Origin of the sequence: Halodesulfovibrio sp. MK-HDV (assembly GCF_009914765.1) — a bacterium.
Lineage (GTDB): Bacteria > Desulfobacterota > Desulfovibrionia > Desulfovibrionales > Desulfovibrionaceae > Halodesulfovibrio.
In genome coordinates this window covers 16,119-29,844 of the sequence record NZ_WYDS01000014.1, presented here as the reverse complement: position 1 = coordinate 29,844, position 13,726 = coordinate 16,119, and the positions used below count along the sequence as shown (strand labels likewise).

Annotated in this window: 10 protein-coding genes; 6 read left to right on the top strand and 4 right to left on the bottom strand. The window is 42.0% G+C overall.

What is annotated here, in order from left to right; translation table 11 throughout:
• Window positions 1–183: 183 nt before the first annotated feature.
• Entirely contained in the window at window positions 184–633 is a 450-nt protein-coding gene (locus MKHDV_RS11765; RefSeq protein WP_160715529.1) for a methylglyoxal synthase, read from the top strand.
• Between the two features lie 360 nt (window positions 634–993).
• Here the strand turns inward: MKHDV_RS11765 and MKHDV_RS11760 are convergent, their stop codons facing one another.
• Window positions 994–1,581, bottom strand: coding sequence for an HD domain-containing protein (locus MKHDV_RS11760; RefSeq protein ID WP_160715527.1), 588 nt, complete (start codon window positions 1,579–1,581; stop codon window positions 994–996).
• Window positions 1,582–1,845: 264 nt separating this feature from the next.
• Here MKHDV_RS11760 and MKHDV_RS11755 point away from each other — a divergent pair, with 264 nt between their 5' ends.
• On the top strand, window positions 1,846–2,511 hold the full coding sequence (locus tag MKHDV_RS11755; RefSeq protein WP_160715525.1) for a Crp/Fnr family transcriptional regulator: 666 nt from the start codon (window positions 1,846–1,848) through the stop codon (window positions 2,509–2,511).
• 455 nt (window positions 2,512–2,966) lie between these two features.
• On the opposite strand, the gene MKHDV_RS11750 is transcribed toward MKHDV_RS11755, so the two are convergent.
• The gene (locus MKHDV_RS11750) at window positions 2,967–3,332 is read right to left on the bottom strand and encodes a cupin domain-containing protein (RefSeq protein WP_160715523.1); all 366 of its coding nucleotides are present in this window, start codon (window positions 3,330–3,332) and stop codon (window positions 2,967–2,969) included.
• Between the two features lie 22 nt (window positions 3,333–3,354).
• Entirely contained in the window at window positions 3,355–4,005 is a 651-nt protein-coding gene (locus MKHDV_RS11745; RefSeq protein WP_160715521.1) for a LysE family translocator, read from the bottom strand.
• Between the two features lie 113 nt (window positions 4,006–4,118).
• Here MKHDV_RS11745 and MKHDV_RS11740 point away from each other — a divergent pair, with 113 nt between their 5' ends.
• Together MKHDV_RS11740 and MKHDV_RS11735 are read left to right on the top strand one after the other, a co-directional pair.
• Entirely contained in the window at window positions 4,119–5,009 is an 891-nt protein-coding gene (locus MKHDV_RS11740; RefSeq protein WP_160715519.1) for a LysR substrate-binding domain-containing protein, read from the top strand.
• A gap of 480 nt (window positions 5,010–5,489) precedes the next feature.
• Entirely contained in the window at window positions 5,490–7,307 is a 1,818-nt protein-coding gene (locus tag MKHDV_RS11735; protein WP_216846912.1) for a methyl-accepting chemotaxis protein, read from the top strand.
• A 264-nt stretch (window positions 7,308–7,571) separates the two neighbouring features.
• Here the strand turns inward: MKHDV_RS11735 and MKHDV_RS11730 are convergent, their stop codons facing one another.
• A complete protein-coding gene (locus MKHDV_RS11730; RefSeq protein WP_160715515.1) occupies window positions 7,572–9,170 on the bottom strand; it encodes a cation:proton antiporter family protein in 1,599 nt (532 codons plus the stop codon).
• Window positions 9,171–9,513: 343 nt separating this feature from the next.
• Between MKHDV_RS11730 and MKHDV_RS11725 the strand changes: the two genes are divergently transcribed.
• Window positions 9,514–10,599 (top strand): efflux RND transporter periplasmic adaptor subunit, encoded by a 1,086-nt coding sequence (locus tag MKHDV_RS11725; RefSeq protein WP_160715513.1) that lies wholly within the window; start codon window positions 9,514–9,516, stop codon window positions 10,597–10,599.
• A gap of 12 nt (window positions 10,600–10,611) precedes the next feature.
• A complete protein-coding gene (locus tag MKHDV_RS11720; protein WP_160715511.1) occupies window positions 10,612–13,689 on the top strand; it encodes an efflux RND transporter permease subunit in 3,078 nt (1,025 codons plus the stop codon).
• The last annotated feature ends 37 nt before the right edge of the window (window positions 13,690–13,726 follow it).

Genomic DNA, 13,726 nt, shown 5'->3' with positions numbered 1-13,726 from the left:
TCCTCATTTAATTGTACAGCCAACGCTGTTTCATTCAATGTCTCGCTTCACGTATTCTCTTTCTCGTGTTAACGCTCCCGTAACATTCCATACATATTGTATTGTTGTCGAAAACAACCCGTGCTACCGTGCTGTAAAAGATATTTGCTTCTGCTATCATACAAAAAATAGGATTGAGGACTCATGGAACTTACTAAGAATATAGCCATTGTCGCTCACGATAACTGCAAAAAAACGATGTTAGAGTTTGTTGATTGCAACTTCGATACATTAATCCATCACAACTTGTTTGCTACCGGCACTACTGGAAGCCTTGTTGAAAATCTGTTGCAAGAGAAAACCTCTGCAGCCGGAATGGAAATGTATACCGGACTACATAAAATGAAATCCGGCCCACTAGGTGGTGACCAGCAGATAGGGGGATTAATCGCGGAAGGGAAAATTGAAGTACTTATCTTCTTTTGGGACCCTATGGAGCCTCAGCCACATGATGTAGACGTTAAGGCGCTGCTTCGTTTAGCTGTTCTCTACAATATCCCTACAGCAAGTAACCTTTCTTCTGCGGATTTTCTTATCTCATCGCCGTTATTTCGCAGTACGTACCAGATAAAAGATTGCGGACATATTAAATAAGCCTGCATAATGATTTGTGTTACGTATTTTTTACGAAGAACACTTATGAACACAAAAAAGCTGAAATCGTATGATTTCAGCTTCTTTTATTCGTACTCGTATTGATAAAAAGCTCTAGAGGAAAGAATAGGTTAGAGGAGGGTTACAACTTACGATTAAGATTTAACGTATTAAAAGTTGCTGCATAATTTTCTAAACGCCAAAAGCACACCTCAGTCTCAAAAAGAAGCTAAGGCTTGTCAGCAGTCTGAAGACGGCGCCATAACACACGGTCTTTACGTGCATTCATAGGAGGTGCAGGTGATTAAACGAGTATTATATATTGATCAATAAAAAGCGTAGTGTTGTATGGGAGATTGTTTAAAGATGAGTTCTTCGAAAAAGTATACAAGATTCCATCTCAAGATCCACAGCAGCTCTCAGCTCTTTGACCAAACTGTCCACCTCAGTATACTGCGTTCCATAATTAAGATTAAATGCATAATCAAAATCAGGAGGATTAGCGCCCTGCGCATGTTGCAAAATAGTTTCAAGCTTGTCCAATGCCTTGACTAATCGTGCTTCAGGAGTTTTAGCAGATTCGTACTCTTCCCATAAATCCATTATCTCTTTCTGCATGTCCTCAGGAAGCGGGCGCAATAGATCAACCATGTCGTTCCGCTCTTGTTCATCCTTAGAACCTGTTTGTTCCGGTGCGGGGATATCGCCATGAATCGTTTCTCCCATGTCGTGAACAATACAAAGATGCAATATCTTCAATGCGTCCAGCTCCGGATATTCTCGACTTACAAGCATTGCAAAAAGACATAATCGCCAACTATGTTCAGCTGTACTTTCCTGCCTTCCCGACTGCGTCCAGGCTGACCGTAGTGTGCTTTTTAAGGCTTCTGTCCTGCGCAAGAAATCCAGCAAGCAACACACTGCATCCATATTTTCACTCAGCACCATATTTAATCCCTTTATTGATCAGACAGCAAAACTGGTAATAATTTATCAACATTACTCAATAGTAAGATACGATTCCGGCCTGTTAAGCACTTCCTGAAAAGTATTGAAAAAAAGGCCCGCATGATATCCATCTACGAGTCCATGGTGCACCTGAAAAGAATATGACATCCACCACTGATTCTTTTTGCAAGGCAAGCAATTCAGCAAGAGCAATATATAAAAAAGAATTAAGGTAACAGGACATTTGTCCCACAAAGTAATGATATGAAATCAAGTTACAACCAACTCGCTAAAGAACTTCTCGATGCGTACGCACGCCGAAGTCAGCAAACTATGGCTCAAATAACCGAGACAACGGTACCCTCAGGAACATTGATCATTAATCAGGAGGAATTACTTGAAAGTGTATTCATTGTTCTTCATGGCAGCATGAAAATTCATCTAAACACAACTAAGGGCACTGAATATCTCGTAGCTATTATAGGCCCAGGAGAACTAATCGGCGAAGTCGAAGCCCTGACTGAAGACCTTGCCACCTGTTCTGTGACTGCAATGACTGAAAGCAGAGTCGCGAAAATCTCGCAATATGCCTATAGATGCTGGCTTAAAGACGACCACGAGTTCACACAATTAATTAACCGAATAATCTCCAAACGACTTCAAATGCTTACTAAAAGATCTGCTATCCGCCTTTCCTATCCCATGGAATATTCCGTTTTGAAGCTCCTTAAAATGGCTTCCATTCAAAATGAGCCCAAAAAATTTGATATCTCAAAAGATGGAATTGCAAACTACCTTGGAACGAGCGTGAGAAGTATAAACCGCATCCTGAAAGACCTACAAAGCAAAAAAGTGCTCTCCACGTCCAAGACAATTGAAATCATATCAATGGATAATCTCGAGAAGGCATTGCGTGCACACAACGAATAAGCCTAGAAGCCTCACCTCTTATCTTCCCACGTGCGATTCGCGTTGCACCACTTTTTCTTCGCTAAAGAGATTCTTTCTAATCGCACAATCATCCGCACCTATCCTCCATTAACTGATTATTTCGCTGTAAATACCAGTCCTCTCACAGCGATTTTTTTCAATATCTTAAGATGTTACTGCGGTAGGTATCTTTTTAAAAATGTACAGTGAGTTATTCGTATAGATTAAGATAAGCAGCATTAGCTGATCCAACAAAACTGTATAGAAAGTAACAAGGCACTGGCATGAGCACCAGTCGGATAATCGGGAAAGAGCACTGATAAATGCAAAAAGCCTAGAAGGGAAAACAGCCCAAACTAAAACTACTAAGCCTGCATGTATAAAACGTTTTTTCATTCTAAATAGAAGCAGTTAGCAACAGCCATAAATAAGATCATCTTCTGAATAGATTTTTGCTATATCCAAACATTGTTTTCAGCTGTTAATTCACTGCTGCTTTCGCCAGTATTGATTACGCCCTTTGGTTCAATAAGCATTACGTGACATTCGTCCGATGCCTCGGGTTTGTGTTCTACCCCCTTAGGAACGACAAACATTTCGCCTGCTGATAGCTCTACTTTATCCTCCCGAAATAAAATGCTCATTTTTCCTTCGAGAACAATGAAGACTTCGTCTGTATCTTTGTGATCGTGCCACACAAATTCTCCACTGAATTTAGCTAACTTAAACTGGTAATTGTTCATTTCTGCGATAACACGTGGCGACCAATATTCGGAAAACAGCGTCAACTTGTCTTTAAAGCAAATAGGTTTGATAGGCATGATGGCTCCTTTTACGTTGCGACTAAATGTCACACACAACTTTAGTCCCTAAACCGATAAGACTTCCCCCAACACCTCTTTCTATCCAAGCTTTACTCTTTGCCACAAATTTTGAAGATTTTGAATTTGTGAGTAAGAGGACAACAAGAGAAAACCAAAGTAAATGGATACCTGAAATGAATATGCCAATGCCTATTTGAACACTTTTGGGGGTAGAGGGAGAGATTACTTGTGTAAATAGCGCTAAGAAAAACATGGCGGTTTTAGGATTAAGCGCATTGCAAAGGAAACCATTTTTGTATGCAGCGAAATTGCCATAGCTTGTATTTTTCGAAAGGCAACTATCTGCATTTTCAAGCGATAGCTTCGCTGAGCCATTTTTAAAACTGCTATAAATCGACATACAGCCTAAATAAACGAGATAGGCTGCTCCTAAATACTTGGCAGCTTCCAGCAGCCATGCAGACTTTGCAACGGCGTAACCAAGCCCTAAAAGCGTGTATGATATATGAACCGATATGCCAGAGGCAATTCCAAGAGCCGTAAAAAGACCATTTTTGCGGCCGTAAAGTAATCCGTTACGGACTATTATAGCGAAATCCGGGCCCGGACTAATTACAGCCAGAACAATGATTGCAACGACAACTGCTATTTCACTTCCCCATACATTCATGATACTTCCATTCCATATAGTTATTCATTAAAACCTTCTTTACACTTGTATTTCAAAGAAAAATAACGAAAAATTGTATAGGTACGTATGAATTTTATTCACAGGAGATTGTAATGCATTCCCTTCCTCCTTTGGGAGTTTTAATGACATTTTGCATTGCCGCAAAACACGAAAGCTTTACCAAAGCAGCAGCAGAAATGCATGTGACTCACGGTGCAGTAAGTAAAGCTGTAAAGAAGCTGGAGCAGCATTTTGGGCTACCGCTTTTTCACAGGCAGAATCGTCAACTAGTGCTTACAAAAGAAGGGCAGTCATTCGCCGAAGAACTATCAGACATAATGTTCAGACTCGAGTCAGCGTGTAGTAAGGTGAGAACAAAAAAAGAGACTCCGAGCCTTGCAGTATCATGCGAGCCTTCTCTTACCATGCGCTGGTTAATGCCAAGATTAGGAGAATTCTACGAACGGCATCCAGAGATGGATATTCATCTTTCGACAGCAGGCGGCCCTGTAGATATTCTTTCTGCTAACTTGGATATGGCAATCCGTAGATCTGACTTTGTATGGCCTGCTTCCTATTCGGCAACATCACTGGGTACGGAACGAATTGGACTAGTTTGTAGTCCAGAGTACTGGCACAAAAATAAAAACCTGCCGAAAAAACTCCTCCACACTCGCACCCGACCAGAGGCTTGGAGAGATTGGATTAAACTAACTTCGATAACGTCCGATATCTCTTCAGAGCAGTTGTATGATCACTTTTACTTTAGTCTACAGGCTGCTGTAGCAGGATTAGGTATTGCTGTTGGACCTGAACCTTTAGTGATTGATGACATACGGCAGGGGATGCTCGTTGCGCCTTTTGGATTTGTGAACACAGGTGTGGACTATGTTGTCTTATCTGTTGTGAATCCAGAACAGGATAGTAGACTGAACTTTTTTTATCTCATGGCTGAAGGGAGAGCTAAACTTTTAGCTGTTAGAGATCTGGCTAATTTATTTTGACATGCATTTGCAGCTTTGACGCCGCAACATTGCAATAGGGCAGTGTTAACGCACAGTGAAAGCATAAGAATCTAAAATAAATTATGATTTGAAAGTAAAGATGTCATCACAACCGTTGACATTGATTGTCGTTTTCAATAAATATTCTTCAAAAAACATAGCTTAAATTTAGGGGAATTACACGCAGTCGCTGAAATACAAAATGCAGGGACTATGTCGTGATTGGATGGAATATAGCTATGACTAGTTATCCTATTTGACTCCACACTTAATTTTTCATGCAGATATCCTGCTAGTCCTATCTTCACAGAGAGGACGCTACGCCTGCGCCTATCATGATGGTGTATTTTTTCACCTACCGTGAGTCTCGCAATTAACAGTATTACCTTGTGGCTTGCCTTGGTGACTTTGTGTTGGTGCAGAAAAGCATCAACTATCTAGAATAATGATTTTTAAACAAACCATACAAGTGAATTTACTATGTTGCGAAAATTTAAAATTGCTACCAGAATTCAGATACTTTTTGCCTTACTCCTATTATCTCTGGGGGGATTACTTTTCGAATACTGGCAATCTGCCAACGCACTCATGGATACGAGTTCGATCGAAGTTAACAAGCGAATGACTCTTCAAGAAAAAGAGAAAATAACTGCTGCAACAACAATTCTTGCTAGTGCTCTTTCAGCTTCCTTGGATCAAGTTACTGACCCGGTTGAACAGCAAAAGATAATTCAAAAAGCATTTACACAGATTCGTTTCGAAAAAGATAAATCTGGTTATTTCTACGCGTACAAAGGCACCACTTGTTTTGCTCATGGGGCAAACCCGTCTCTTATTGGGAAAAATCTTGATCAATTAAAAGGCCCTAATGGCACATACATTATTCAAGAACTATTTCAAATTGCCAAAGCGGGTGGTGGGATTACTGAATTTCAGTGGAAAAAACCCGGTGAAGGACTGCAGCCTAAAATTGGCTCTGCTCAATTCATTTCAGGAACAGATATCTGGATCGGTACCGGTATCTACATGTCAAATATCCGAGAGAATCAGGCCGTATTTAAAACAACTCTTATGAGTCTTGTGCGTCCTAGAATCATTCTTGCCGCGACACTATTTGGTATTTTCCTGTTCGGGATCATGTTTCTTTGTCTCTTTATCATCCGTAGTATTCTACATCCGTTGGCAACTGTTACGGATGGTGCGAAATATATTGCAAATGGCAAGCTTGACCTGCACATCCCGACTGATGGTTCAGATGAATTGTCTGAACTTGCCTTAGCCATGAATGCTATGTCTAAAGAGCTTGTTACAGGCCATAATGACCTACAAAAAGCTAGCTCAGAGGCCAAAGAAAAAGCTCAGGCAGCAGCCTTGGCTCAAAAAGATGCTGAAAAGAACAGACACGATCTTCAAACATCATATGATGAAATTTTGCGAACAGCTCAGATGCTTGAACAGGCAGCTTTGCAAAGCAAGACTATGATGGGAACCCTTATGGGACATATGGATGTTGTGGGTGAAAAGTCTTATGACCAGCAAAATCAGATGAACGAAGTTGATCATGCGATGGAAAATCTGCATCAGGCCGCAATTCTTATTAAAGAGCTTGCCAATCAGGCTATGTCGCAAGGAAAAATGGAGCTTGAGGCTGTTCGTGAAGGCTTCCAGATGATTGAAAAATCTCTTTCATCTATCAAGGCTGTCCATAAAAAAGCCAATACCCTTCAAGAGCAGATGAGCCAACTTGATAGACAGGCAGAATCCATTAATCAGGTTATGGTTGTGATTTCAGATATTGCAGATCAGACCAACCTGCTTGCTCTTAACGCAGCGATCGAAGCGGCGCGGGCAGGAGATGCAGGTAGAGGCTTTGCTGTTGTGGCAGATGAAGTACGTAAGCTTGCAGAAAAAACAATGGAAGCAACTAGAGAAGTAGGCGGCACAATTTCCGGCATCCAGCAGGCAACGCAAGTAAACGCGCAATCCATGAACGGTATTGCTGAAGACATTACTCAGACTGCTGAGCTTGCGGAAGAATCTGGAGAACGTTTTAAGCAAATCGCTGATGGTGCAGAGACGACCTACAACCGTTCGCTACAGATTTCTGAAGCAGCTGATAGACAGGCAAGTGAATACTCTCAGGTGTCCACAGCCCTAGGACAAATGGAAGGTATTGTTGCATCTTCTGGTGAAGAAGTTCAGGGAGCGACGCAGGTAATCGTCAATCTCGGTGAAACTACGGAACAAATTGCAACCGTAACAGAAGATTTGCGGCATCACGCCAATACGTCTTCATAGTAATACCGTTTCAACTTCCCCATACTAAATCAAAGTGGCTCTGCTAAAACAGAGCCACTTTTTTATGGGTAAAATAGGTTTTCAAAAATTGTGAAGCAAGCACGGAAAGATCTAATCCTTAAAATCTCTTTCACTAACGATGTTGGATAGGCTTGCACAGCTAGCCCCAGCATCACCTACTGTAGGATACACAGTGTCCCAGTTTCCAAAGGGAACGTAGCGTTCCTAGTGAAATTGCTTCTTTTAAGAAGCAATTTGTAATTCTTATTTCTCTATCACTAAATTAGACGTATCGAGATAATTACTGATTTCGCTAGCTAGACCAATGCCCACTCCATCATAGATATTAAAAGCAAAATCAGCACCACCAACTAATAACGGTGCTATTTCGTCGTCATATTCTGTTATGGCAACAAGTTTACTATTTGAGCCAACCTTTTTTGCCATGTTCATAGCGTAGAGCTTTGCGTCAAGATTTGGAATTGTAAGAACCCCAAGTTTGACACACCGTAACGGCACAATTCTTCGCCAAAAATCACCATCTGATATGTCGGCATGCACAACGTCACGTCCTGCGTCTTTATGCCGCTGTATTGTTTCCTGATCCGCATCCACACCCAAAATTATATCACCAAAGCGTTCGCGTAAGAAATCGTATGTCTGGGTACCAACACGCCCCATACCGACAATGAGAATCTGCCAATTCGCCGTAGACGAGATAAGTACTTCGTCTGGATGCGATATTTCTGTATCAAATCGATTAAGAAAATTGCGCCATCTTTCAAACAACTCTTCGGCCTGCATGTTTAAAGGAGAAGCCACGATAAAGGATAATGATAGAGCAATAGCCATAACCACAAGCCACTTGCTGTCCATCCAACCATAAGAAACTCCGATGGCTCCAACAATCAAACCAAATTCACTATAACTTGTAAGATTAATAGCGGCAATAAATGAAGAACGTGCACTGACGTTGAACCGCGTAAATAAAAAGAAAAAAAGCATACTTTTTAGAGGAATAAGTAATACGAAAAACACTGCTGTAGCGAGTGCTGTCATATTGGGAAATCCACCCAACCCAATGCTGAGAAAGAAGCCAAGGAGCATAAAATCTTTGAGGCTAAGCAGTGAGTCTGCTAATTCAGACGCCCGTGGATGCGTTGCGAGAAGCATTCCCATGATCAACGCACCAAGATCTGCCTTGAGTCCCACCATTTCAAAGGCACCAGCGCCAGCTGCCAAGGCAAGCGACATTCCGAAAAGTACTTGTAATTCTCCGTGACCAGTGTGGTCGAGAATATATCGGAACACCCAGCGCGCTGCGGGAAGTAGGGCAATTATGAGAAGTGCCCATAGTGAAGGTGTTTTCCCCGTAGAAAAAGTAATAAAAAGTACAGCCAGAATATCCTGAATAATAAGGACACCGATAGCAATTCTGCCATTGAGGGATTTAGCTAATCCACTTTCTTCCATAATTTTCACGGCAAAAACAGTGCTTGAAAAGCTCAAAGCGAAACCAATGAGAAGAGATGTAGAAATACTGAGCCCGACAAAAAAATGTAAACCAGTATATGTAAACAGCTGAACAATAAGCCAAAAAAATAGCACGGCTAATGTCATATGTATTGAACCAGCAGCCCATATCTCTGGCCGTAATAACTGCTTGGTTTTCAGTTTAAGTCCAATAGTGAACAGCAGAAGGGTAACACCCAGATCGCCAATATCCTTAATATCCTCGGATACCGTGAAGCCCATCGCATTTAGAATAAAGCCAGCAACTAGAAACCCAACAAGTGCAGGCAACTTCATGCGATTGGCCAAAAGTCCTAAAACAAACGTAACAGATAAGATTATGGGATCCATGGATTCCTCAATTGAGATGTCAGTTTGATTAAAAAAATGAGTACAGACTCGTCGTTATCATATGCGGTGACATGGAAAAGTCCAAAGTATTATTGAAGTAATGTCTTAGATTGTCGGAGGATATTAACGCAAGAGAATATCGAGAAACATTCGTTCCACTACGTCAGCAGGAAAGGATGGCTTTTGTTTTAGACAGGGCTGTTGCTGTGTTGAAGGATATACTTAGGTGATGAAGGCTACAGGAACATATAGTTGTTGCGAGCCTAGCACTTTGTTATTTTTTGAAGAATAGAATTTTTGCTATATGAGGAACAGATATTCGTAACAAGCTTGAAGGTGAAATATGCGCGTGCGTCCTGACGTATGGTTTTTGCTGATACTGATTGCAACCACAACCGGCCTTGTCGGTTGTGGTGAAGAAGTTGCAAAACCACCCCCTCCTAAAAAGGTCATTGTGTACCGCGTGCCGGACATTTTGAAAACTCGGATCTGGTCTACTTCAGGGACAGCAAAGGACGTTCTTGAAACAATCCTTTCATTTCGGGTCAGTGGGATGATCATTTCACTTCCTGTAGATGTAGGACAAAAGGTGAAAACAGGAGTTCTTGTAGCAGAGCTTGATCCTACTGATTATCTTTTAGAAATGCGTGAAGCAAAAGCATCACTTCAAGACATTCTTGCAGAGCTAAGAAATGCGAAGCTTGACTATGACCGTAAAGAAAAGCTCGTTAACATGGATGTAATCAGCCAAAGTGAATTTGACTTGGCGGCCTCTTACCTTGATTCCATGAAAGCAAAATCTGCTGCTCAAAATGAACGAATTGCAATCGCGAAGCGTAACCTTTCTTACACCCGTTTGTTCGTGCCGGAAGCTGGAACAATTAGCTCTGTTCCGGCTGAAGTACACACCAACGTTGCCATTGGCGAGCCTGTGGCGACTCTTAATTCACGTGGTATGCTTGAAATGGACGTTGGGGTTCCTGACAGACTGATTGCCATGGTGAAGCTGAATCAGCCGGTTGATATACGCTTTGATGTGTTCCGTGATTTGGAACTGGAAGGGACAGTAAAAGAAGTGGGCGTTCGGTCTAACGAAACATCAACATTCCCTGTGACTATCAGTATCGGAACAACAGATAAACGTATCCGTTCCGGTATGGTTGGAGAGGTCTCGTTCAATTTCAAGCAGGCAGAACAATACAGATTGGTAGTGGTTCCAGCCGCCGCAGTTTTTGGGCTTGCTGATGGAAAGAGATACGTATGGATAGTGGATACTGAAAATGCTGTTCATAAACGCGAGGTCACAATTAGTCTTCCGGGAGAAGGTGGATTAATCGTACAAAAAGGGCTCAAGCCACAAGAGTTGATAGTAGTCAGAGGCGTGCACAGCCTCCAGGAAGGTCAGAAAGTACGACCTCAGGAACAGTAGAGGAAGTCGCTTATGAGTATTACGGAATGGAGCCTCCGGAATAACGTAACGTCTCTTGCAATATTCATCCTTATTGCAGTTGCCGGTGTTATTACACTTGCGACTATCCCTCGACAGGAAGATCCGGATTTTGTTGTTCGTACGGCTGTTGTCACGACACAGTTTCCAGGTGCATCACCGCAAAAAGTCGAAGAGCTCGTCACCGATAAGCTTGAAGAAAAAATTCGCGAAATGGGTGAGGTTGACTATGTCGAGTCACAATCTTTTACAGGCCTTTCCATCATCGAAGTCAATATTTATGAAAGTATCAGAGACGTAGCACCTGCTTGGCAAAAGCTAAGGAACAAAGTCGACGATACTATCCCGTTATTACCCCCTGAAGCTTCTGTTCCTTATGTTAACGATGAATTTGGAGATGTGTTCGGTTTCCTTATTGCGCTTACAAGTGATGGCTATACGTATCGTGAAATGAAAGATGAAATAGATATCATTCGTAATAAAATTTTGCGCTTTCAAAAGGTTTCCAAGGTCGAATTATGGGGTGAGCAAGAAGAACGAATTTTCATCGAATTTTCAAATGCACGCTTTGCCGAGTTAGGAGTTAGCCCTTTTGCGTTGGCATCGGTTATTCAATCTCAAAATATTATCAAACCTAGTGGGCAGGTGTATGATGATCCCGAACGGATTAACATTCGCTCAACAGGTGAATTTTTGGATGTTGATGATATTCGTCAACTATCACTGCGCTTTCCGGGTGGTAAGGAAAGTGTAGCGCTTTCAGATTTAACCGATATTAAGCGCGGTTTTGTTGATCCACCGACCACAATGGTACAATACAATGGCAAACCTGCCATTCTTCTTGCCGTCAGCATGAAAGTTGGAAACAACATTATCCAACTCGGCAAAGAGCTTACAACACTTGTGGAAAATGTTAACGAAGAGTTACCCGCCGGCCTCGACCTTGAAATGGCTATCTACACGCCTGAATATGTTCAGACTTCTATCTTCGACTTTCTCATAAATCTGGCGCAGGCGTTTGTCTTCGTTATTCTCGTCATGCTTCTTTTTGCTGGCATACGTGTAGGTTTAATCTGCGGAACGCTTGTTCCAATGGCTATGCTGACAGCCCTTATTTTCATGCCTTTATTTGATGTAATGCTTGAGCGAATATCCATTGCAGCCATGATTATCGCTCTGGGGATTCTTGTGGATAACGGGGTTGTTGTAAGCGAAAGCATACTTGTTAAATTGGGAGCAGGGCAGGATCGAAAACAAGCGGTTATAAGTACCGCGAAAGAGCTCTCTTTCCCTCTTTTAGCAGCCAGCCTCACAACTGTTTTTGCATTCCTTCCAATCCCGCTAGCTCCAAGTTCTGCCGGAGAATATTGTGTATCATTATTCGTGGTAATCACGTTGACTCTTGCAGCCTCATGGTTGCTATCGATGACCATGGTGCCAATGATGTGTTTTTACCTGCTCAAGCCGCAGCCAAGTGTAGAAACCTTTTCCAGTAAAATCTATAATGCCTATCGCAAGCTATTGATGCTGGCATTGAAAAATAGGTTTATCGCTCTTGCTATTGTCTTCGGACTATTTGGTGCTGCCCTGACAGGATTTAAATCAGTGCCGAACATATTCTTCCCTCCCAATGAGCGCGGGCAGTTTATGATCGATTTTTGGCAACCATATGGCACTGACATTAGGGCGACAGAAAGACGTTATGAGAAGCTTGAAAAGTTCTTAATGAAACAGAAAGAATTTAAATCTGTGCTGACATTTGTAGGTACAGGTGGACCACGTTGGTATCTACCTTTAGATCTTGAGCAACAGAACGAAAATCTGGCTACGTTGATCATTAATATCGATTCTTTTGATCATTTGGAAAGTTTTATGGATAAGACAGAACATGAGATCATAGAAAATTTTCCAGATACACGTTTCAGATTAAAGGAAATGATGCTTGGCCCACCAGCAGGTGCTTCAATTGAACTGAGAGTTGCTGGAGATAGCATAGAAGAACTCTACGATTTACGTGAAAAAATTGGGGAAATTTTAAAAAATACTTCAGGCGTAACCGTCGTTTGGGATGATTGGGGAGAATGGACTAAAGAATTCGTTATCGAAGTAAATCAGGATAGGGCGCGACGTGCTGGGCTTAGTAGCCAAGATATAGCTATGTCCATGCAAATGCAGATGTCAGAATTGCCTGTTTCTGAATTTCGTGATGGTGACACGGTCATCCCTATTGTTTTGCGCTCAGATGATGATTATCGAGATCAAGCAGACAAAATTCCGGGTATGAATGTTTATTCTTATACTGAAAAACTAAGTGTGCCTTTAGCACAAGTCGCCAACGCTCATTTTATCTGGCAACCGTCCAATGTTCGACGCCGTGATGAAGTCCGAACTATGACGGTGATGGCTGATGTGGTCGGAAGGTATGCGTCTGATGCTTTACAGGAAATTAAACCAAAGCTCGATAAGTTGGTAGAATCAGATCAATGGCCGCTAAACTATACTCTGGAAGTTGGCGGTGAAGATGAAGAAAGCAGAAAGGCCCAGGCAGCATTGATGGCAAACATGCCACTGGCAATGGGACTTCTCATCATTGTGCTGGTTACCCAATTCAATTCAATTCGTAAGCCCATAATTATTCTGCTGACCTTGCCGCCTATGATGATAGGCGTTGCTCCCGGAATGCTTCTAACGGGGCAACCTTTTGGTTTCATGCCGCTTTTGGGACTAATCAGCCTACTGGGCATTATCGTCAACAATGCAATTATGCTTATTGATAGGATTGATGTGCTCGAAAAAAGTGGGGTTGATATTAGAAACGCTCTAGTATTGTCCGGATTACAACGGTCGCGTCCTATTATAATGACTACGATTACAACCATTGTCGGGCTTGTGCCGTTGATAGTCTCAGGTGGTGGTATGTGGCGCCCAATGGCAGTACTTATGGTTTCCGGTTTAACAGTAGCAAGCGGGCTAACTCTTGTACTGTGCCCAGTCCTTTACTCCACTTTTTTCCGCGTCAACTTTAAAGGCTATGAATGGGATTCAGCTATCCTAAATAAGGCAAAAGAGTAGCGGGAAAGAATACAAACTAACAACAAGCTGAGTCCGT